Below are 21,541 nucleotides of genomic sequence, written 5' to 3' on the forward strand. Positions count from 1 at the left end.
CACTCGCCTCCGTTTTAATAACTTAGCTTATAAGACTGCTCAAAATGACTAAAAATATTCATGACCAACGTATTCTGATCTTGGACTTCGGTTCTCAGTACACTCAGCTAGTAGCACGCCGTGTACGTGAAATCGGTGTTTACTGTGAACTGTGGAGCTGGGACGTTGAAGAAGCGGATATTCGTGAATTCAATCCAGACGGTATCATCCTATCTGGTGGTCCAGAAAGCGTAACGGAAGATAACTCTCCACGCGCGCCTCAATATGTATTTGACTCTGGTGTGCCAGTACTAGGTGTATGTTACGGCATGCAGACTATGGCTGAGCAGCTAGGTGGTAAAGTTGCTGGTTCAACCGAGCGTGAATTCGGCTACGCACAAGTCAAAGTTTCTGGTGAATCGGCACTGTTTAAAGATCTTGAAGCAACTCAAGACGTGTGGATGAGCCACGGTGACAAAGTTGTAGAAATTCCAACGGACTTCGTAAAAGTCGGTGAGACAGACACTTGTCCTTATGCGGCAATGGCCAATGAAGAGAAGAAATACTACGGTGTTCAGTTCCACCCTGAAGTAACGCACACTAAGCAAGGCAAGCAAATGCTTGAGAACTTTGTTCTTGGCGTATGTGGTTGTGAAGGGCTTTGGACTTCAGAATCGATCATTGAAGATGCCGTTGCGCGTATCAAAGAGCAGGTAGGTGACGACGAAGTCATCCTAGGCTTATCGGGCGGTGTGGATTCATCTGTCGTTGCAATGTTGGTTCACCGCGCTATTGGTGACAAGCTAACCTGTGTATTCGTCGATAACGGTCTGCTTCGTCTAAATGAAGGTCAGCAAGTGATGGATATGTTTGGCGATCAATTCGGTCTGAACATCATCAAAGTTGATGCGGAAGAGCGTTTCCTTGCAGCTCTTGAAGGTAAGTCGGATCCAGAAGAGAAGCGTAAGACTATCGGTCACGTATTTGTCGACGTATTCGATGAAGAATCTAAGAAGCTGAAAAATGCGAAGTGGCTTGCTCAGGGTACTATCTACCCAGACGTCATCGAGTCAGCGGCATCTAAGACAGGTAAAGCACACGTAATCAAGTCTCACCATAACGTTGGCGGTCTGCCAGACGATATGGAAATGGGTCTCGTTGAGCCTCTGCGTGAGCTGTTCAAAGATGAAGTTCGTAAGATTGGCCTAGAGCTAGGTTTGCCTTACAACATGCTTTACCGCCACCCGTTCCCAGGTCCTGGTCTAGGTGTTCGTGTTCTTGGCGAAATAAAGAAAGAGTACTGTGACTTGCTACGTCGCGCAGATGCTATCTTCATTGAAGAGCTACATGCAGCGGATCTTTACAACAAAGTATCGCAAGCCTTCACGGTGTTCCTACCAGTACGCTCTGTTGGTGTAATGGGCGATGGCCGTAAATACGATTGGGTGGTTTCTCTACGTGCAGTTGAAACGATCGACTTCATGACGGCACATTGGGCGCACCTACCATACGATTTCCTTGGTAAAGTATCTAACCGTATTATCAACGAAGTTGACGGTATTTCGCGTGTGGTTTACGACATTTCGGGTAAACCACCAGCGACGATTGAGTGGGAATAATCCTGTTCGTTGATGCAAAACGCTAAAAGCCAGCCCTCGGGCTGGCTTTTTTAATGGTTTAATAATTATATAGTGTAATGTTCTGATAAATTCACATTGCTGACTGATGATGACAGTGTCATTGGATTCTATATCGGTGAATTATTTGGTGTTTTTGAATCCAAAAGACATTTTTATTGGCCTAGACCGTTTCTTATTTCGTTGTAACTACAAAGTGACTCGCAACTTAACATCAGGCGAGTTCATTCACCGTGATTCTTGATCTGACTTTTTCTAATCTCTTTTCAGTTTTATAAAACAAGGAAAAGTGAGATGAAGAAAGTAAGTTACTTGGCCGCCGCCGTATCTTTGGCTGCCATATCGTCCAGTTGGGCGATGACCAATATTCAACCTGACCCGCAGAATCCGAATGGTTATGTGGTTGCCCGCGCTGACATTCAGGCGGCAGAACAAGCACAAACTTCCGATCCTATGTACCAGATATGGTCTCAGGCACTTACTACAGCACCGAATAGCGTTGTTGAGGCGATTGAGCCCAACCTTGCCACTAATCCGGATAACGTTAAGCGCGCTGAACGTGTGTTTCCTCAGGCTGAGTGGGATTTTCTGACTAATATGGCTGCGCCTGAATATACTTATACCCGCTTCCTACGTGCGATTGGTAAGTTCCCTGCGTTTTGTGCTGAGTATACGGATGGGCGAGATTCCGATGCGATCTGTAAACGTTCGATCGTGACGGCATTTGCCCACTTCGCGCAGGAAACAGGGGGGCATATTGCCAAAGATAATCTGTCGGATAACCCATTAGGTCTTGAAGAGTGGCAACAGGCACTTGTACACGTGCGTGAAATGGGCTGGTCAGAAGGTCAGGAAGGCTATACCACTGGTTGTGGCCAGAACGATTGGCAAAACAAAAAATGGCCGTGTGCTGCTGGACAGGGTTATTTTGGACGTGGTGCTAAGCAGCTTTCTTACCACTTTAATTACGGCGCGTTTTCCGAAGCAATGTTTGATGGTGATGCGTCTGTTTTGCTCAACAACCCAGGCTTAGTTGCCGACTCTTGGTTGAACTTAGCATCTGCGATCTGGTTCTTTTTAACGCCACAAGCACCGAAACCAGCGATGTTGCATGTGATTGATAAAACGTGGTCGCCTTCTCAACGTGAAATTGAAGCGGGGATTGGTTATGGCTTTGGCACCACCATTAACATCATAAATGGGGGCATTGAGTGTGGAGAACAGAATAAGAATAAAGGGCAACCCGTTAACCGCATAAGATATTGGGAAGGACTGTCGTCTTATTATCAGATTCCAATCGAAGCCGATGAAAAGAATACCTGTTGGCAACAGACTCCATACGGCAGCCTTAATCTAAATGGTGCGACTGATGTGTTGTACACCAACTGGGATGGCAACTGGAAGTACTATGCTGATCGTCCGGGTGGTTATTCATTTGAGTGTGAATTAGTTGGATTCCAGACCGCTTACTCTGCGCTGGTACCGGGTGACTACGAAAAATGTGTGACTAATTTGTACGGCTCTCACGCGAGTTGGCCTGAAGTGCGTGTTGTTGACCAGTTAGACCCGGTTGACCCTGATCCTGGCACAGGAAAGGCTTGGAGTGCTACTAAGGTGTACAACACAGGCGATGAAGTCACCCATGAAGGGGCGACGTATAAAGCGAAATGGTGGACACAGGGAGATAATCCGAGTGCTGGTGGGCCATGGGAATTAGTTTCCGGAACGCCAAAGGAACCAACACCGGAGCCTACGCCAGATCCAACTCCGAATCCTGACCCTACGCCAGTGCCTGATACCTTTATTCAGTGGCAAGCAGGTGTAACTCAGGTTGCTAACGGTGATAAAGTTACCCATGAAGGTAAATGTTTTGTCGCTAAAAACGGACCGGGCGTTTGGGACACGCCAACTCAGTCGAACTGGTTCTGGGATGAAATCTCTTGCCAGTAATGTAAAAGGTTCGTGACTCATTAACTAAGCTCCTGCAATAAGCAGGAGCTTTTTATTTGCGACTACTAAGAACAATGAACAGTGGTTTCAAGCAACTGTTCATTCTATTGATGGCGTAGCCTGCCATTGCTTCTAGCTTTATGGGATGGTTTTCGGAATCTTAGATTGCACATTCCAGATCTATCTTTTTTATCGAACGGAATTAAACTTCGCGCGTAAATTTTATTAATTTTTTTGAAAGGTGTGCAAAATGTCAACAAAACTGGCTAACCCAGCTCCACTTGGTCTGATGGGTTTCGGTATGACAACCATCCTGCTAAACATTCATAACGCAGGCTTCTTCCCAATTGACTCAATGATTTTGGCAATGGGTATTTTCTATGGTGGTCTGAGCCAAGTGATTGTCGGCATGATGTGCTTTAAACGTGGTGATACGTTTGGTACTACCGCGTTTACTTCTTATGGCTTGTTCTGGCTAACATTGGTTGGCTTGATTGTTATGCCTTACATGGGTTTACCAGCAAGCCCTGCACACTTTATGGGCTGGTACCTAGCTCTGTGGGGCATCTTCACGGGTTTCATGTTTATCGGCTCTCTTTGCTACCCAACAGCGAAGCAAGTGGTTTTCGGCTCGCTAACTATTCTGTTTTTCCTACTTGCCGCACGTGATTTCACGGGGAGTGAGCTGATTGGCACAATTGCAGGTTTTGAAGGTATTTTCTGTGGCGCAAGTGCAATCTATTTCGCGATGGCTCAAGTACTGAACAACGAATATGGCCGTACTATTCTGCCTATTGGTGAGAAAAATGCATCGGTTGCAACAGAAGCTGTTGCAGCGTAAAGAATATTGCTTGCATGGCTAATGGCCGTGTTAGAAATATATTTGGGAACATAAGATGAAAGGGGTTAGCCATAGGCTAACCCCTTTTTTTACCACTGCTTTTTATCTTAGATATCCAAATTAGGTTGAAGGTTGCTCAACAGGTTTGGACTCTTCTTCTGCTGTAGGCTCTTTGCCTGTCTTACGACGGTATTTATCTTCCCAGTAATCTGCACCTTTGATGCCTAGTTTTACAGGGTTGAACGTGTACTCTTTCACACCTTGTTTCTGCTGCTCTTCATAATCATTTAGAGCCTTAAGTGCAGGCTTCGCCATGAAGAAGATAATCAGAATACCGACGATGTTTAGCCATGCCATCAGGCCAACACCCACGTCACCCATTGCCCACGCAAGGTTTGCAGTCTTAACTGTACCGTAGAACACAACGGCAATAAGTGCCAATTTCAGTACGAACATCAAGCCGTTAACTTTGATGTGGCGACGGATATAGGCCACATTTGTTTCCGCAATGTAGTAGTACGCAAGGATGGTTGTGAAAGCAAAGAAGAACAATGCAATCGCAATGAACGGCTTACCAATACCCGGTAATGCACTTTCAATTGCCATCTGAGTGAAGACAGGGCCATTCGCCGCAATGTCCGCTGCTACGTTCTGAACTAGGAAGCCTTCTGCACCGTGTACGTTGTAAGCACCAGTGATGATAATCATAAATGCTGTCGCCGAACATACTAGTAGCGTATCGATGTAGATAGAGAACGACTGGACTAGACCTTGCTGAGCTGGGTGGTCAACACTTGCTGCTGCAGCCGCGTGAGGACCTGTACCTTGACCCGCTTCGTTTGAGTAAACACCACGTTTAACACCCCAACCGATAGCCGCACCAACACCTGCCATAGGTGTGAACGCATCACCAATGATCATTGAGAATACGCGTGGTACTTCGCCGATGTTTAGAAGGATGATGATGAAGGCCGTTACGATGTAAGCCAGTGCCATGAAAGGAACCACGATTTGTGTGAAGTTCGCGATACGCTTAACACCACCGAAGATGATGAAGGCTAGGATTACGGAGATAACAGTACCTGTTAAGATTTTCGCAAAGCTGAATGTGCCGATCGCTGTCTCGATCATTGCACCTGAGCCAAACGCTGCCTCAACAGCATTACCAATACTATTTGACTGAACACCTGGTAGTAGGAAACCACAAGCGAAAATGGTCGCGATAGCGAAGATCCACGCGTACCACGTCTGACCCATTGCTTTCTCAATGTAGTAAGCAGGACCACCACGGAATTCGCCGTTGTCTTCTTCTTTATAAATCTGCGCTAGTGTTGATTCTGCGTATGCTGTTGCTGCACCAAAGAATGCAACAACCCACATCCAGAAGACTGCACCAGGACCACCGAAACCGATAGCCGCTGCAACACCTGCAATGTTACCTGTACCTACACGTCCAGAAAGTGAGACGGCGAGTGCCTGGAAAGAAGAAATGCCCTTGGACGAGCTTTTACCTGAAAGAAGCAGACGCCACATTTCACCGAAGTGACGAACTTGCACGAATCGCGTCATGATTGAGTAGAACAAACCAGCGCCAAGACACAAATAAATCAGTGCCGGACTCCAGATGATTCCATTCAGAAAATCAACTAATGACTGCATAAGTATTTTCCCTGTTTAGTTTTATAGTGGTGGTTTTCTGAACAGGATATTAACCTTTTTGTAACTCCGATGTTAACCAATTTATACTTTAAAGTTTGTTTGCGTGAGCTCAGGCACAAAATGCTAAATAAATGTTAACGAGTGGTGTTATTGTAGTGTGGAATTTCAATTTGCTTGAGAATTGAATTGATATGACTAAATCCACAGCGCACTTAGGAATATGCGCCGTGTTTGGTAGCTCGTTTTTTGTACTGTTAGTGTTGGTTCTTGCAGATATTTATACTATTTACCGTACCGATATGAACTTAGCTCTTTATATTGAAGGTTATTCGACCTTGTGATGACCTCAGTTAGAATGTCGGCTGACCCACAGGCCATCGTCCAACCTAAGGTGCCATGACCCGTATTCGTGAACAGATTCTCGATCTTTGTCTCCCCAATAATGGGTGTCCCATCAGGTGTCATTGGGCGAAAGCCTGTCCAGTATTCTGCTTGAGTTAAGTCCGTGCCCTGAGGAAATAGGTTAGCAACGACATGATTTAAGGTCGCCAGTCGTTTGTCTGGTAGAGCTGGGTCAAATCCGGCTAACTCGGCTGTACCCGCGACGCGTATCCGGTTTTCAAATCGTGTGACCGCTACTTTGTACGTTTCATCCATAATGGTTGATTGCGGAGCAAAGTCTCGATTGATCACAGGTAAAGTCAACGAGTAACCTTTTACTGGGTAGAGTGGGATGTCTATCCCGACTTGTTCAAGAAGGCTTTTTGAGTAACTGCCCATTGCGACCACAAACTTGTCGGCTTCGATTTCCCCCTGTGATGTCGCGACAGAGGTGACCTGATTGCCCTGAACGTTCAAACGTTGAATTTCAGTGTTAAACAGAAACTCGACGCCAGCGTTTTCTGCCATTGCCTGAAGTTGCTGGCAAAACAGATAGCAATCTCCTGTTTCGTCATCTGGCAGATAAAGCCCGCCAGTCAAAGTACCTTGAATATTGGCTAGCCCCGGCTCCTGAAGCAGGCACTCCTTGGCATCCAGCAATTGATAGCGAGTACCACTCTCTTCCAGTAAAGCAATGTCCTTCTCTACGGCTTCCAATTGTTTATGGTTGCGGAAAATTTGCAGTGTCCCTTGAGTGCGCCCTTGATAATTGAGGTCGTATTGCTGGTTTAACTGCGCTAAACACTCTCGGCTACGATTGGCAATCGCCAACATACGGGCTTTGTTAATCCGGTACCTGTCCAGCTGGCAATTTTTCAGCATTTGGCTGGCCCAATGGAGGAGTTCGGGGTTGAGACTAGGTTTGATTTTTAGCGGAGCGTGTTCTTCTAATAGCCATTTCATTGCCTTGAGTGGCACACCAGGTGCAGCCCAAGGGGATGAATAGCCATAAGAGATCTGCCCGGCGTTAGCAAAACTGGTTTCTTCCGCGGCGCGGGGCTGACGATCAACGACAGTGACCTGGCAACCAGCTTGAGATAAATACCAAGCGCTGGTTAATCCTACCACACCACTGCCTAAGATAACGACTTTCACACTCGACTCCACAAATTAACGATTTTGCTAAGCGTGGTGGATTTACATCTGATTAACAATCGATAAGAATTAACAGTACTGTTTAGAAAAACTAAAAGCTTTTATGAAATCTGTTCTGCTTAATGGCATCAATCTGGTGTGCATCGTCGCTAAACACAGCAGTCTGACCAGCGCTGCCCGTGAGCTCAATCTCACTACGGGAGCGGTCAGTCAGCAACTGCAGGCGGTGGAAGAGCGCTTAGGCTTTAGTGTGTTTGAGCGTCACGCAAGAGGTATCCGCCTGACCGAAAAAGGGGATAAGCTGGTTCAGTCAGTGACGCCACATTTGGCGGCAATTGAGGACAATGTCTACAAATTGACGCATGTTACCGACAGTAAACAGATACGGCTTAAGCTCACTCCTTCTCTGGCCTTCAAATGGTTGGTGCCGCGTTTAGACGATTTTCAGAAGCGTCATCCAGAGATCCAGATCCACACTTTTGCCGAAGGAGCGTTGGTGGACAGTGAGAGTCGAGACTTTGACATAGCCATTGATTATGGGCCTTTGCCTTACAAGTTGCCTCAAGCAGAACTATTGATGGAAGAATCTCTTTTACCTGTGATGAGCCCGGGGTATTTTCATCACTTTTCACACCTCTGTGCGTCGGGCACGGCCGAAGACTGGCAGCAAGTGACTTTGCTTCATGATGCCATGCCTTGGAGCGATTCCGCGAAAGATCAGGAGTGGAAATACTGGGCCGCACAGCACAGTCTTGACTTCGACACTCATCAGGGCCACTTCTTTAATCGCACCGACATGGCAATGTCTGCGGCGGAAGCGGGGTTGGGAATTGCGTTAGCTCGAATGGCTCTTTTGGGAGATGAGCTCAATCAAGAAAGGCTAGTCGCACCGTTTCCTGCTATTCGTGCCAATGCGGGCTATTTCATTATTACCCACCTTGATAATCCTCATACCCGATTGTTTAAAAGTTGGCTGAAACAACAAAGTCTTATTGATTAAGTTGTAAATTGCGTTTGCGAGTGCATATGCACCCACTACACTTAAAAGAGTCAGTGAGCGTCAGTTTGCTGACGTGCTTACGGGGTAGCGCATATGAAATCTACACAAGGCCAATGCAGCTATCAAAATCCTGATGGCTGGTGCTGCGATCAACCGTGTGGAGAGTCAGGACTATGTTACTGGCATGATCCCAAAGTCGATAAAAGCAAAGATGATATAAAAGACAAGGTTGAACAATGGGCCGCAGCGGGTAAACCTTTAGACGGATTTCAGTTGGCAAAAACGAACTTGGTTGATATCAATTTGGTCAATCGAGGTTGTAAAGAAGGCTATTCATGTCGCAACGTGGATTTTTACCGCGCGGATCTGACCGATGCACACTTTTTCGGTCTGGATTTGCGTGGCTCCTCCTTAATGAAATCAAAGATGTTGGGAGCAAATCTTCATTGTGCAAAGTTAGATAACTGCAACTTATTGGGAGCCGATCTCGGCCGGGCGAAGCTGGAAAATGTTGAGTGGGGGAGATTCCTCAAGCAAGAGCAGCAAGCCAGGCAGGCACGTAAAAAGCGAAAGTACAAAGAAGCTGCCTCTCTTTATCAAGAAGCGGAAGAAGTATGTCGCAATATACGTAAACAGTGCGAAAAGCAGGGGCTGTTTGAGATGGCTGGCGATTTCTTTAAGCGGGAGATGCGTTTTCGTCGCTATCAGATGCCTAAGTTCAGCATAAAACGGATCGTTTCTAAGGTCGTTGATCTGTTTTGTGGTTATGGCGAGGATCCAATGCGAGTTGTGGGTTTTTCCATTTTTCTGATATTAGTTTGTGCGATGGCGTATTTCTTTTTGGATACCACAGGTGCACACCCAATATACGAAGACCTTAGCGGATGGCAGTTCTACCTGTTTGAATTCCTTAACTCGCTTTACTTTAGTGTCGTTACGTTTACCACTCTGGGTTACGGGGATATCTCCCCCGTGGGGTTCGCGAGGTTTATCGCTGCCTTTGAAGCGTTTCTCGGCAGCTTTACCATGGCGTTGTTTGTGGTGGTGTTCGTGAAGAAAATGACGCGTTAGAGACTGCGATAATGTTGTGCCAACCAGTTTTCAGCATCGATCTCATCCGCTTTAAACTGGTTGGAAAAGTGCTCTATCAGCGCAGATAAATACTCGCCAGAGTCACACATGGTATCAAACAATAAATCTTGGGAAGCGGCCAATGCTCCAGCTTGAGGCTTTGCTTTTGCTGCCAGTAGCACAGGAACCATATACAGCTCTTTATTGAGAGGCGTGAGATCTTTCAACTGTCGGGTTGTCTGATAAACTCGGGCTATAGACCCTGCCTTATAGTCACTGCTCTCAAGCTCAAGTTGAATAACAAATACGATCCCACGATAAAGCACCACAGCGTCAATCTCTTCTCTCTCTAGACCCATTGGTAAGCGTAATATCACTTGTCCGGCTAAATGTGGCAGCGCAGTTAGTTTCTTTCGCAGCAGGGTAATTTTGTCTTGCCACACTTGTTTCGTATATGGCGTAAACAACGAGAGGTCCGTTATGTTGGCTGTATCCAGTTGACGACAAAAGGTATAAAGAGGCGTATTTAGCAGAATCTTCTCAGTCATGGTTTTCAAGGGTTTAGTGTGAATGCATTCACAGTATGATTAGGTTTTGAACACAATGTGGGTATTTATTGATAAGACATTAATTCCACATTTATTCGCTTGCCCAAGGAAGGTATATGAAAGACGAAACCTTATCAATTCACTTTGGTTATGAAACTGACCCAACCACTAAATCGGTTGCTACGCCTATCTATCAGACGGTTGCCTACGAGTTTGACAATGCTCAGCATGGTGCTGATTTGTTTAACCTTGAAGTGCCGGGGAACATCTACACTCGGATTATGAACCCGACCAATGATGTGCTGGAAAAACGTATGGCAGCGCTGGAAGGGGGGATTGCAGGCCTGGTTGTTAGTGCGGGGAGTGCGGCAATCAACTACGCGATTCTGACACTGGCTCAGGCAGGAGATAACATTATTTCGACACCTCAGCTTTATGGTGGTACCTACACGCTGTTCGCCCATATGTTGCCAAACCAAGGTATTGAGGTGAAATTTGCGAAAGACGATAAACCAGAAAGTCTTGCTGAACTGATCGATGACAACACTAAGGCGATTTACTGTGAAAGTATCGGTAACCCGGCAGGTAATATTATTGATTTAGAGCGGGTTGCGGAGCTGGCACATGCCAAAGGTGTTCCTGTGATTGTCGATAATACGGTTGCGACTCCTGCCCTGTGTAAGCCGATTGAATTTGGTGCTGATATCGTCGTTCACTCCTTAACGAAATACGTCGGCGGGCATGGAACGACATTAGGTGGGATCATCATCGATTCCGGTAAATTCCCTTGGGCGCAGCATAAAGCCCGTTTCCCTGTTTTTAATCAGCCAGAACCGTCTTACCACGGCGTGGTGTACACCGAAGCGTTTGGTGAGGCAGCCTTTATTGGTAGGGCTAGGACAGTACCACTACGTAACACTGGGGCTGCGTTATCACCAATGAATGCATTTATGCTGATCCAAGGGTTGGAAACACTGTCGCTACGTATGGAGCGCCATACAGAAAATGCGCTCAAGGTTGCAGAGTTCCTCAACCAGCACGATAAAGTCAGTTGGGTTAGTTATGCGGGCTTGCCAACTTCAGATCATTACCCGCTGGCTGAGAAGTACATGAAAGGTAAACCTTCGGCGATTCTGTCTTTTGGTCTTAAAGATGGCTACGACGCTGGGGTACGTTTCTATGATGCACTGAAAATCTTTAAGCGACTGGTCAACATCGGTGATGCCAAATCCCTGGCTTGCCATCCCGCTTCCACTACCCACCGCCAGCTAAGTGAAGCAGAGCAACAGCAAGCTGGTGTTTCGCCGGAAATGATTCGACTTTCTGTGGGCATTGAGCATATCGACGATATTCTTGCCGACTTGGAACAAGCGTTGAGTGCATAACGGCTAAAGCACTGGGAAATCCCAGTGCTTTCAATCAAACCTTATTTTCCTTCCACTCTTTGATATTGGTTTCGTGATATTTAGTTCAACTATTTCGCAACATTGCCGTTATAGTAAAGTAGACATTGAGTTCACCTTTCTATACAGATACTTACCAGTGTCTTTGATTCTACAACTGCAGCTTTAAGAGAGCATTTCTTTCTGGTTTAAGGAAAGTTCACCACTCGGGGCTTATACTAGGAGAGGTAACCAATGCTTCATCATAGTGTGAGCGACACAAGAGCTTGCAATGAGATTGATGAATTCTTCTGGCATTTATATTGATAAATGAGATAGTTTTACTTGCGCCTCAAGCATTAACTAAAAATACAAATCCCGAGGCGGCAGATTAAAGGTAGTTACGCAGGCGAGAAACACTCTGCGTAAGTGTGAATGATACCGGGAATGAGTAAAATCAACTATGAGCGTTTCAAGCAGTACAATTCTTACAGAAAGCGGCACCAATGAACTTGAGATTATTGAGTTTCATTTAGTTAAACAGATGCCCGATGGCTCTAAAAAGACCTGTTATTACGGCATTAACGTTGCCAAAGTGCGTGAAGTCATACAGGTACCGGAAACGACCGATTACCCGAATGCTCAGCCACATATGGTTGGTGTATTCTCTTCCCGAGATATTCTTACTCCTCTGGTCGACCTTGCTGGCTGGTTAGGTGTTCCAACGAGCAAAGATTTAGAGAAGAAGTTTGTCATTGTGACGGATTTCAACCGCATGACTAACGGCTTTCTGATTGACAGCATTAGCCGCATTCATCGTATTTCCTGGAATGATGTTGAGTCACCAAGCCAATTCCTTGAAGCTGGTGAACAGGATTGTGTGGTCGCAGTTGTGCGTAAAGATGGCAACCTGATTATGATCCTTGATTTCGAGAAGATCATCGCAGACATCAACCCAGAACTGAGTATGGAAAAATACGATGTTAAGGTGGATAAAAGTGTCGATCTTAATCAGAAAATGGTGGCGAAGCGTAATGCGAAGACTGTTATGGTGGTCGATGACTCTGCCTTCATTCGCAGCTTGATTCAGGACACATTAAGCTCGGCGGGTTATAACATCATTGCATGTAAAGATGGTGGTGAGGCGCATGAGAAGTTAATGGAAATTGCGGAAGTCGCTAAGAAAGAAGAGATACCTGTTACTGAGTTGGTTGACGCTGTGGTGACGGACGTTGAAATGCCTCGTATGGATGGCATGCACTTAGTCAAACGCTTACGTGACTCTGAAGCTTACAAAGAGCTACCGATTGTGATGTTCTCGTCACTGATGAGCGATGACAACCGGGCCAAAGCTCTGGCATTAGGTGCAAATGATACTATCACCAAACCAGAGATTGGTCGTATGGTCGCAATGATGGACCAATATATTTTCTAAAGACTGTGTTGCTCTCCTGAGAGCGATTTACTGTTTTGTCTTTCGAGCTGGGCAACTTCGTTGTCCAGCTCTTTTATTTTCGATGCCATTAATGTGTGGCAATGCTCCGCCAGCTTTCGTGCGTCTTCGATTTTATACCCAGAGACATCAATGGGTTCGAGCATTTCGGAAATCACCACACCATTGTCACGACGATTTAAGTCAATCTTGTTATGGGTAGTGCTGACACACATGGGGGTAATCGGAACCCCAGCTTCAATCGCCATGCGAAATGCGCCAGTTTTAAAAGGTAACAACCCTCGACCTTTGCTGCGTGTTCCCTCGGGGTAAACCCAAACGGACAGATCTCGTTGATGAATGGCTTCTGCTACTTGTTTGATGGTATCGCGTGCCTGTGACTTGTTTTCTCTGTTAATCAGTATATTGCCAGTAATCCAGTAAAGTTGACCGAAGAAAGGAATCCAGAGTAGATCTTTTTTCCCCAAGGAGACGGTTCTAGGGCGCAGCATCCCCGGCGCTGTGACAAAGTCGTACACACTTTGATGATTAGAGATATAAACGCTATTGGCTGGCGTTGGGGCTCTATCTAATCCACGTTGTATCAATTTGAGGCCGATGAGCTTGTGTAGCTGATTAAACCAACGACAGAAAAAGTAGACATGCTTTGGATTTCTTGGGCTGAACAAGCAATAAATCAAAGCAAACAGAGTAGTGAAGACAACAAAAATCGCAGCCAAAATCAGGCGAATAATACCAAGCAAAACACTTTCCCTCTTTAATACGAGTACGTCATGAGACCGATGGAAACCATTCGGTTTAAGCTAGAGTTTTCAATCTATTTAACTAAATTGCAACAGAAATTGAGTTCAGTTGGGGGAAACTTCATCGAGATTTCAATATTAATATGCAATTAACTTTATATTGAGGTAGGTATGGTAGCACGTCTCTGATCCAATATAAGAGGATATCAGCAAAGAGCCGCTATCAAGCTGACGAGAGTGGGGGACGGTTGTGCCCATTGTTTTACAATCATTGTGTTTGCAAAGCCGGAAAAGATCGACTTCTTGCTGTAATAGTAATATCCCATTATTCATTTTAATGACTAAATTGTCATTTTGTCATTTCCTGTAAAGTCAGAGCTTCCATAAGCTCTAATTGTTAATAGTGTCACCTTATATATCATTGGAATAAAAACTCAAATAAAATAGCTATAAATGCATGTTTTGTTATTAACTAATTGCTTTTTAAGGTTTTTTATTAACCATTTAATGTTAACTAGTCCTGTTGTTTAGTTGATTTCTTGCCTGTTTGTGAATGTTTTATTTTATAAATTATTGGATGTTTTATAAGCATACTTTATAGCTAATGCTCTCTTGAGTAGTTATGAAGAATGACTGTTCATGAGGATAAAGTGAATAATAATAGCTCAAAAAGGATCAGAGCAAATGCACAACATGATAAATAAAACCAAAGGGATATTCGTCCTATCATCAATGACAGTGGCTATAGCTGGTGCAACGTCTGCTTTCGCAGCGTCACCAATGGGCTTTAATGAAGCGGATCTCCCGACTAAATATATAGTCAAGTTCAAAGAAGATGCACCTGCACCATTCTCAATGGCTAGTTCAGCAGTCGCTCCATCGAAAGCGCGCGAAGCGGTGTTAGATGAAGTGAAAGCTCGCAAAGTAGAGAAATTGGGTAACCAAGCACTTTACAGTGTGGAAGTGGATGACAGCGAGCTGTCGGCACTGCGTGAGAATAGCCAGGTTGAATATGTTGAGGTCGATCCTCCACGCTACCTACTGAGCGAAACCACGCCTTGGGGCTTCAGTGCCGTTAACGCTCAATTGTTAAGTGACTCCAATGCGGGCAACCGTACTGTGTGTATTATTGATTCAGGTTACGACATCAGTCATAACGACCTGAGCGGTAACCGTGTCCAAGGTACCAACGACAGTGGTACAGGCTCATGGAGTTCTCCGGGTAATAATAACGCTCACGGTACTCACGTTGCAGGTACCATCGCTGCGATTGCTAACAACGAAGGCGTTAAAGGCGTGATGCCAAACCAGAACGTCAATCTGCATATCGTGAAGGTGTTTAATGAAGCGGGTTGGGGCTACTCTTCAAGCTTAGTGAAGGCGATCCAGACCTGTGCGGATAATGGCGCCGATGTAGTCAACATGAGCCTCGGTGGTAGCCAATCGAGCCGAACAGAACGCAACGCACTTCAGTCGATATACGATGATGGCGTACTGCTGATTGCTGCGGCAGGTAACTCAGGTAACACAGCGCACAGCTACCCAGCTTCTTATGATTCTGTGATGTCAGTGGCGGCAGTGGACAACAAAAACCAGCATGCGGCCTTCTCTCAAGCAACCGATCAGGTAGAGATTGCAGCACCAGGTGTGGCGGTACTGTCAACCGTAACTGTCGGTGAAGGTGTGCTTTCAGATATTACGATTAACGGAGTGAGCAACTTCGACCGTGGCGTCGTTCCACATAACCGTAAGATCCTAAAAGTCCCAGCTGACTTTGATAACCCATACAAGTCAGCTCCAATTGCAGGCACTTTTACCGCGCCTCTTGCGGCTTGTGATATCTCGTCAGGCAGCTACAACTGTGGCGACATGTCAGACAAGATCTGTCTGACTGAGCGTATTGATAATCAGGCGACGGGCGTTCGTCCAGAAATCAATCCGGTGAAGGCATGTTACAACGCAGGTGCTAAAGCTGCGATCGTATACAGTAACCAAGAATTGTCAGGTTTACAGAACCCATTCGTACTGGATGACAACGACGACTATCGTATGGTATCTGTCACAGTTGACCGCGAATTCGGTCTAGAGCTGGCGAATCAGCTTGGTCAAACGGTCACAGTTAAAACCACTATGGGCGAAGACTACGAGTACTACAATGGTACATCTATGGCGACGCCACACGTAGCAGGTGTTGCCGGTCTAGTATGGAGCTATCACCCAACGTGTACAGCGCAACAAGTACGTAAAGCACTGACAGCATCGGCAACGGACATCGATTCTGAAGGTCGTGACAACCGTACAGGTTATGGTTTGGTGAATGCGGATGCCGCGAAGACTTACTTGGATTCTGGCTGTAATGGCCCACTCGATCTAAGTAAAGTACTTGAGAATGGTGTTGCGAAAACTTCGCTATCTGCAGGAAGCAAATCAAGCACAATTTACACGTTCGACGTTCCTTCTGATGCGACTCAAGCGACCTTTAACCTGAGTGGAGGTACGGGTGATGCGGATATGTACGTGCGTTTTAATGGTACGCCTAGTACCAGTACTTATGACTGCCGTTCATGGGAACAAGGTAACGGTGAAAGCTGTTCACTGAACGTAAGCTCTGCGGGTACTTATGAAGTATTGGTGTACGGCTACTCGGCGTACAGCGGTGCCTCTCTGGTTGCAACGCATAACGGTGCAGATTCTGGGAACCAAACGCCATCAAGCTTTACTAACTCAGATACCATCGCGATTCCAGATAACAACAGCGCAGGTGCGACTAGTTCATTGGATGTATCACGCTCTGGTGATGCGGGTACGGTATCTGTTGAACTGGACATTAGTCACACATACATCGGTGACTTACGTGTTACGTTAACGTCACCGACAGGTGGTCAAGTGACACTGCATGACAATACTGGCAGTTCGGCAAACAACATCCAGGAGACTTACCAAGCTGACTTTAGTGGCTTTGAGTCTAAAGGAACTTGGAAGTTGAATGCGGTAGACAGCGCTAACCAAGATACGGGCAGCATCAATAGCTGGACACTATCATTTCAATAAGGAGTGAGTATGAAGAAGCAAATACTAACGTCATTGCCATGTGTTGGCGCTCTCAGCCTACTGGCCGCGACTTTCTCCGCCAATGCAATGGCAGGAAATCCGGCGTTTCCCCCAGTGGATAAGAGACCTGCTCAGGCAGCGGCAGAGCAACCGCGGTTCTTTGTGAAGTATCACGAAGGCAAAGAGCAGCAAGCTAGAGAGCTTCTTCATTCTAATGACATTGAAGTCGTCGACGCACTGGATAATCAGCATGTGCTGGTGGTGTCGGCCACTCAGGATCAAATCGATAAGCTGAGCAATGAGGAGCTGATTGATTATGTTGAGCCTGAGCCTATTCGACGTCTTTACTCACAATAACCAGAGCGCCCCTAATGGGGCGCTTTTTTATGCCCTTTCCAGTAGTGATCTCACATACTGATTACGGTGGTCTGAAATGCCTCGACGGCGACACTCCTGCGCCGCTTTACGGAAGTTGCCTGCGTGAATATGCTGATTAAATTTCACAAACGTATTTTTAAGTTTGGGCATGCCTAAGTTAAAGATCATATCAAACAGCGCCAGCTTAACGTTGTCTGGTAAACGCTCAAAGTTTGTCTTGCCATAAATAGCCCACAGTTCGTTCTCAAAGCTCTCGATGTGCTGCTCCATCATGGTAAACATAGCTTGGTCACTCAGAATCAAGCCTGTGTGTTTTTTGTAAAACCCCGCACCGTATTTTTGCCCGTAGGGAAGCTTCCGTATCCGTGTGAACTCTCTAATGATCTCTGATTTTGTAGCTCGTTTTCCCGAAGATAGATGGAGAAACTCCAATTCTGCGGCCTGATGAGTATTGGCAATCAAGTGCCCAATACCGGTTGTCACGTGGCCTCGGGTGTCGAGGTACATGTGAGGCACCTTACCTTCATATTGTTCAAGGTTGTGGCAGAGGGTGTGTTTCAATTGGAAGCTACCAGCCGGGCGGGATGATCCTAACCGTTGTTTTGGATTTTTTTGTCCCGGTACGCATCCCAACAGCATGGCTTTGACTTTATCTTTGGCCTGTTACTTCCAGCGTTTCTTGAGCGATTTGAAATATGATTTTCCCGGTATCAAGGTGATGACTTCTACTAATGAAAATGACTAGCGATTATAAACAGCGCTATGCGGGGTGACGTCGAGAAAAGTGTTAACGAGTGTGTTGAATATCATGAAGATAACAGATCGTCTAATCGGCATTTATCTCAGTTAGATTACGGGGAATGAATAAATTTTTCTGTCTGTGATTGGTTGCGCATTCCTGATGAGGAGAAGTGATTGTTAATAGACAGTAAACAAGCGTGGCGGCACAGTAGTTCTATACCTATCTTCGCCTCTAAAGGCTTCTCAAATTATGAATTCAAATCACCTTCAGTCACGTGTGATCATGGGATTTGCTATTGCTATGGCTGCTATCGTAACCCTGTTCCCTCAGTTTAGTGTGTATAAAATAGCAGAGCTGACTAACCTAGTTATTGCTCAACTTGATGATGAAGTGATCTTACTCTCTACGCTGGCATTTGTTACTTGCGCGGTGTTGTGTCTGTCGCCTTTAGGAAAGGTGAAATTGGGAGACCAACAACCAGAATTTAGCTTCATCTCTTGGCTCGTTATGCTCTTTACGACAGGCATGGGCTCAGGGCTGATTTTCTGGGGTGTCGCCGAGCCTATTTTCCACTTTGCCAACATGCCGCCTGTAGAGCTGGTCAATGATGTGCAAGATACGGCGCTGGCCCTGACGTATTTTCATTGGGGGGTACATGCATGGAGCCTCTATGCGCTGGCAGGATTATTGATGGGATGGTTAGCTTACGTTAAACAGCGGCCAATGCGTGTGAGTGCCTCGTTTTCTCGTCGCCGAACGGGTTGGCTAGGTATTGTTGACCTGATCGCTGTGCTGGCGATTTTGTTTGGTATCGCTGGCGTGCTGGCCAACACCATGGCGCTGGTCGAGCAGGGTGTGAGAAGTTTGACGGGTACGACAGCTGACCTGACTAACCTGCGTATTGGGCTAACCATAGTCATTGGCGTGCTGTTTACTTTTTCTAGTGTGCTTGGGCTTGAACGTGGGATTAAGCGGCTGAGTAGCTTCAATATTTGGCTGATGGTCGCGTTGCTAGGTTTCGTACTTGCGAATGTTGATATGGCGGGTGTGATTGGTCGTCTTGCCAGTTCGCTGAAAGCGTACATCGCGATACTGCCACAGGTTTCGTTGTCAGCCATTGAAGGTGGGGAGAAGTGGAGTCAAGGATGGACGGTGATCTACTTAATTTGGTGGATTGCCTGGGCACCATTCGTAGGGCCTTTTATTGCGCGTATCAGCCGTGGTCGAACCGTTCGACAGTTTTTGTTTTGTACAATCATGGTGCCTACTTTGGCGTCGATTGTGTGGTTCTCAAGTTTTGCCGGAGCGGTGTTTGAAAGCAGTTACCTCAATGAGGTGGTTTCAGCGGTGCAGCAGGATTATACGAAAGGTCTATTTAGTTTCTTTGAACACTTACCATTAAGTGGTGTTCTTTCTATTACGGCGTTAGTGCTGTTGCTGACGTTTGTTATTTCCAGCTCGGATTCAGCTATTTATGCCGCAGGCATGCTGACGGGAGATGAGCGTATCAGCAGTAAAGTTAGTTGGTCTGTCATTGTTGTTGTGATGGGCCTAGCGCTGGTCACCATTAACGATGTTGACCTGAATAAACAGGTCGCGATTGCTGGAGCAATCCCATTTACCTTAGTCATGGTGTGTCAAGCCATTGCCGTGTTGATTGAAAAGTGGTTACCGGACAAGTTTGCTACACGAAGTGGTTCAGGCTCCCAGCCACAAATATGAGCCGATTGCCGTAAAGTGAAATGGAGCAATCACGGGTTTAGCCATTGCTCCATTTCAATCATTTTAAGTGAGCGCTTCTGACTTGGAGCGGCCTTGTTCTGCTGTGTTTGCTGACATGTGCAGGTAGGTTGTTTGGGCAGGCAGAGCAAATTCTGCATGATTCGCTTTAACAATTTGCTCGATACGCATCAATAGATCTTGTTGCAACTGCAAGAACTCATTTCTGTCTTTGGTATCAATATGAGCCAGTACATCAATGTTTAGGCTGTATTCACCAAAGGAAGAAAAGTGGACACGTAGCGGGGACTCGAGAACATCGGGGTGGGCGAGAAGTGCTGTTTTTATTTCATACGCAATTTGCTCAACCTGAGGCATAGTTGTCTCATAACGCAGACCGATCTGAGTGGAAAATGGGTAGCGATCACGGCGAGTGAAGTTGACGATTTCCATCTTAACCAGATCGCCATTGGCAATAGTTATTTGGGTACGATCTTTCGCTCGGATTCGTGTCGACCGAACACCGATACGTTCAACAACACCAGAGACTTGGCCAATTTGGCAGTAATCACCAACGGATAATGATTTGTCCATAAATAGAATTACGCCACCGATCAGGTTTTCCATTGTCGGACGAATCGCTAGAGCGATGGCCATACCGCCAAGGCTCAGCCCGGTGACGATACCGTAAACCGGAACGCCGATACGACTTAAGCCATAGCCAAAGATTGACACTGCCAGAGCGGAGCCGACTAAAGTGCCGACAATTTGTGTCACGCTTTGACGCAGATTAGAGGCATGTTCACCTCGGTTAGGCAAAACCGTGCAGGCTTTATAGCCAATCAGGTAGGCTGACTGAGTCACTAAAAGCCAGATCAACAATTCACCAGAGACGTTTAATGTCGACATCAGCTTACCTGTCATATTGATTTCGTGGCTGATCAGGTACAGAAAACCACCAATCCCCAAAGCCATAAAAATAGGCGTCATTATGGTGTTGCCAATATAGCGATAAACCGCATAACCGTAAGCGAATAACACTACACTCACTATCGCTAGTGCGAGCCATTGCCATATTGCTTGATCGGAAAATTCTTCCATGAATACATCGGGGAGGGCTTCAATGTAACCAAACCAAGCGGGAGGAATCAGCTTCCCGGCACTCAAAGAGTAGTACTGGTAAAAGTCTTCTACCGTACCGTTACGATTAGGTAAGTGTTTGACGAGCTGATAGCTAGAGTAGAGTTTATCGACGGTTTGAGCGGAAAAAAGGTATTTGCCATCGGCTTGCTTTTCAATGATCAACTGAGTATGAGGCAATCGCCAGTAGCTCAGCTTGCTTTGATCCGGAATCGATGCAGCTTCAAATTCAGGTAGACGGTCGAGGATTTCTTTCATCAACATGACGGACTCGAGTGCGACTCGTTGCTGGCTCGACTTGGGTACTTCAGACAAGTCAAAGCATTGCATTGCTTTGTTGAACAGGGCGTACACCGATTGTCTGGCCGCCTCTTTCTCTGTTGCTGGTAAAGAGGGTAGTTCAAGCAGCGTTTGATTCGCCTGCTCGACTAAATGTGTGAAGCTGAGATAGGTTGCTTGTGGGCTACTGGTGTCAGGTGGCGCCAATGGAAATCGCTCTGCAGCAAATGTATAAAAAGAGGAAAAACATAGGCTAAAAACACATAAAACTCTGAATACAAAAGTCATCACTGAGGCGCACCTTAGTTATTGGTCTATTGGTTCTCATTAATCTATTTAATGTGTGGTTTGTTGCATAGCTAAACCAATGTTCTCACTCCACTTTCATGAAAAAGTGCGTTCTAAATCTTTGAGAGCGACAGATATTGCTACC

At 46.0% G+C, this 21,541-nt stretch carries 16 protein-coding genes; 10 read left to right on the top strand and 6 right to left on the bottom strand.

The genetic code is table 11. From position 1 onward, the window contains the following. The first annotated feature begins 44 nt into the window (after positions 1–44). The 3 genes from guaA to FIU99_RS03615 all read left to right on the top strand — a co-directional run bounded on the left by guaA (position 45) and on the right by FIU99_RS03615 (position 4,407). On the top strand, positions 45–1,598 hold the full coding sequence (guaA, locus tag FIU99_RS03605; RefSeq protein WP_152472022.1) for a glutamine-hydrolyzing GMP synthase: 1,554 nt from the start codon (positions 45–47) through the stop codon (positions 1,596–1,598). A gap of 312 nt (positions 1,599–1,910) precedes the next feature. Then, positions 1,911–3,566, top strand: a complete 1,656-nt coding sequence (locus tag FIU99_RS03610; protein ID WP_152472023.1) for a chitinase — start codon at positions 1,911–1,913, stop codon at positions 3,564–3,566. Positions 3,567–3,816: 250 nt separating this feature from the next. Beyond that, entirely contained in the window at positions 3,817–4,407 is a 591-nt protein-coding gene (locus FIU99_RS03615; RefSeq protein WP_019274168.1) for a GPR1/FUN34/YaaH family transporter, read from the top strand. A 120-nt stretch (positions 4,408–4,527) separates the two neighbouring features. On the opposite strand, the gene FIU99_RS03620 is transcribed toward FIU99_RS03615, so the two are convergent. Together FIU99_RS03620 and FIU99_RS03625 are read right to left on the bottom strand one after the other, a co-directional pair. Further along, the gene (locus tag FIU99_RS03620) at positions 4,528–6,066 is read right to left on the bottom strand and encodes a sodium:alanine symporter family protein (RefSeq protein ID WP_038156459.1); all 1,539 of its coding nucleotides are present in this window, start codon (positions 6,064–6,066) and stop codon (positions 4,528–4,530) included. Between the two features lie 282 nt (positions 6,067–6,348). Continuing rightward, complete coding sequence (locus tag FIU99_RS03625; RefSeq protein WP_152472024.1) at positions 6,349–7,602, bottom strand: D-amino acid dehydrogenase; 1,254 nt, start codon at positions 7,600–7,602, stop codon at positions 6,349–6,351. A 103-nt stretch (positions 7,603–7,705) separates the two neighbouring features. On the opposite strand from FIU99_RS03625, the gene FIU99_RS03630 reads away from it, so the two are divergent. After that, complete coding sequence (locus FIU99_RS03630) at positions 7,706–8,602, top strand: LysR substrate-binding domain-containing protein (protein ID WP_152472025.1); 897 nt, start codon at positions 7,706–7,708, stop codon at positions 8,600–8,602. Positions 8,603–8,695: 93 nt separating this feature from the next. Then, positions 8,696–9,673 carry an ion channel gene (locus tag FIU99_RS03635; protein ID WP_006959673.1) on the top strand — a complete coding sequence of 326 codons (978 nt, stop codon included), beginning with the start codon at positions 8,696–8,698 and terminating at the stop codon, positions 9,671–9,673. On the opposite strand, the gene FIU99_RS03640 is transcribed toward FIU99_RS03635, so the two are convergent. Beyond that, positions 9,670–10,221, bottom strand: coding sequence for a hypothetical protein (locus tag FIU99_RS03640; RefSeq protein ID WP_039951736.1), 552 nt, complete (start codon positions 10,219–10,221; stop codon positions 9,670–9,672). The genes FIU99_RS03635 and FIU99_RS03640 overlap by 4 nt on opposite strands. A gap of 116 nt (positions 10,222–10,337) precedes the next feature. On the opposite strand from FIU99_RS03640, the gene FIU99_RS03645 reads away from it, so the two are divergent. Then, positions 10,338–11,606, top strand: a complete 1,269-nt coding sequence (locus FIU99_RS03645; RefSeq protein ID WP_152472026.1) for an O-acetylhomoserine aminocarboxypropyltransferase/cysteine synthase family protein — start codon at positions 10,338–10,340, stop codon at positions 11,604–11,606. A gap of 460 nt (positions 11,607–12,066) precedes the next feature. Beyond that, positions 12,067–13,038: a chemotaxis protein gene (locus FIU99_RS03650; RefSeq protein WP_006959667.1), complete on the top strand. Its 972-nt coding sequence runs from the start codon at positions 12,067–12,069 to the stop codon at positions 13,036–13,038. On the opposite strand, the gene FIU99_RS03655 is transcribed toward FIU99_RS03650, so the two are convergent. Further along, positions 13,035–13,799: a 1-acylglycerol-3-phosphate O-acyltransferase gene (locus FIU99_RS03655; protein WP_043007087.1), complete on the bottom strand. Its 765-nt coding sequence runs from the start codon at positions 13,797–13,799 to the stop codon at positions 13,035–13,037. The genes FIU99_RS03650 and FIU99_RS03655 overlap by 4 nt on opposite strands. Before the next feature lie 684 nt (positions 13,800–14,483). Here FIU99_RS03655 and FIU99_RS03660 point away from each other — a divergent pair. Beyond that, on the top strand, positions 14,484–16,850 hold the full coding sequence (locus FIU99_RS03660; RefSeq protein ID WP_152472027.1) for a S8 family serine peptidase: 2,367 nt from the start codon (positions 14,484–14,486) through the stop codon (positions 16,848–16,850). Between the two features lie 9 nt (positions 16,851–16,859). Then, a complete protein-coding gene (locus FIU99_RS03665; protein ID WP_006959662.1) occupies positions 16,860–17,207 on the top strand; it encodes an ATPase AAA in 348 nt (115 codons plus the stop codon). A 27-nt stretch (positions 17,208–17,234) separates the two neighbouring features. On the opposite strand, the gene FIU99_RS03670 is transcribed toward FIU99_RS03665, so the two are convergent. Continuing rightward, positions 17,235–17,735, bottom strand: coding sequence for a hypothetical protein (locus tag FIU99_RS03670; RefSeq protein ID WP_152472028.1), 501 nt, complete (start codon positions 17,733–17,735; stop codon positions 17,235–17,237). Between the two features lie 484 nt (positions 17,736–18,219). On the opposite strand from FIU99_RS03670, the gene FIU99_RS03675 reads away from it, so the two are divergent. Further along, complete coding sequence (locus FIU99_RS03675; protein ID WP_152472029.1) at positions 18,220–19,692, top strand: BCCT family transporter; 1,473 nt, start codon at positions 18,220–18,222, stop codon at positions 19,690–19,692. A 63-nt stretch (positions 19,693–19,755) separates the two neighbouring features. On the opposite strand, the gene FIU99_RS03680 is transcribed toward FIU99_RS03675, so the two are convergent. Next, positions 19,756–21,396: a mechanosensitive ion channel family protein gene (locus FIU99_RS03680; RefSeq protein ID WP_021456546.1), complete on the bottom strand. Its 1,641-nt coding sequence runs from the start codon at positions 21,394–21,396 to the stop codon at positions 19,756–19,758. Positions 21,397–21,541: the final 145 nt, after the last annotated feature.

Origin of the sequence: Vibrio sp. THAF64, from assembly GCF_009363455.1 — a bacterium.
Classification (GTDB): Bacteria; Pseudomonadota; Gammaproteobacteria; order Enterobacterales; family Vibrionaceae; genus Vibrio; species Vibrio coralliilyticus.

Coding starts and splice junctions, on each gene's coding strand:
- FIU99_RS03670 (WP_152472028.1), bottom strand. CDS start 17,735: ATGTACCTCGACACCCGAGGCCACGTGACAACCGGTATTGGGCACTTG.
- FIU99_RS03680 (WP_021456546.1), bottom strand. CDS start 21,396: ATGACTTTTGTATTCAGAGTTTTATGTGTTTTTAGCCTATGTTTTTCC.
- FIU99_RS03615 (WP_019274168.1), top strand. CDS start 3,817: ATGTCAACAAAACTGGCTAACCCAGCTCCACTTGGTCTGATGGGTTTC.
- FIU99_RS03620 (WP_038156459.1), bottom strand. CDS start 6,066: ATGCAGTCATTAGTTGATTTTCTGAATGGAATCATCTGGAGTCCGGCA.
- FIU99_RS03645 (WP_152472026.1), top strand. CDS start 10,338: ATGAAAGACGAAACCTTATCAATTCACTTTGGTTATGAAACTGACCCA.
- FIU99_RS03665 (WP_006959662.1), top strand. CDS start 16,860: ATGAAGAAGCAAATACTAACGTCATTGCCATGTGTTGGCGCTCTCAGC.
- FIU99_RS03660 (WP_152472027.1), top strand. CDS start 14,484: ATGCACAACATGATAAATAAAACCAAAGGGATATTCGTCCTATCATCA.
- FIU99_RS03650 (WP_006959667.1), top strand. CDS start 12,067: ATGAGCGTTTCAAGCAGTACAATTCTTACAGAAAGCGGCACCAATGAA.
- FIU99_RS03675 (WP_152472029.1), top strand. CDS start 18,220: ATGAATTCAAATCACCTTCAGTCACGTGTGATCATGGGATTTGCTATT.
- guaA (WP_152472022.1), top strand. CDS start 45: ATGACTAAAAATATTCATGACCAACGTATTCTGATCTTGGACTTCGGT.
- FIU99_RS03635 (WP_006959673.1), top strand. CDS start 8,696: ATGAAATCTACACAAGGCCAATGCAGCTATCAAAATCCTGATGGCTGG.
- FIU99_RS03630 (WP_152472025.1), top strand. CDS start 7,706: ATGAAATCTGTTCTGCTTAATGGCATCAATCTGGTGTGCATCGTCGCT.
- FIU99_RS03640 (WP_039951736.1), bottom strand. CDS start 10,221: ATGACTGAGAAGATTCTGCTAAATACGCCTCTTTATACCTTTTGTCGT.
- FIU99_RS03610 (WP_152472023.1), top strand. CDS start 1,911: ATGAAGAAAGTAAGTTACTTGGCCGCCGCCGTATCTTTGGCTGCCATA.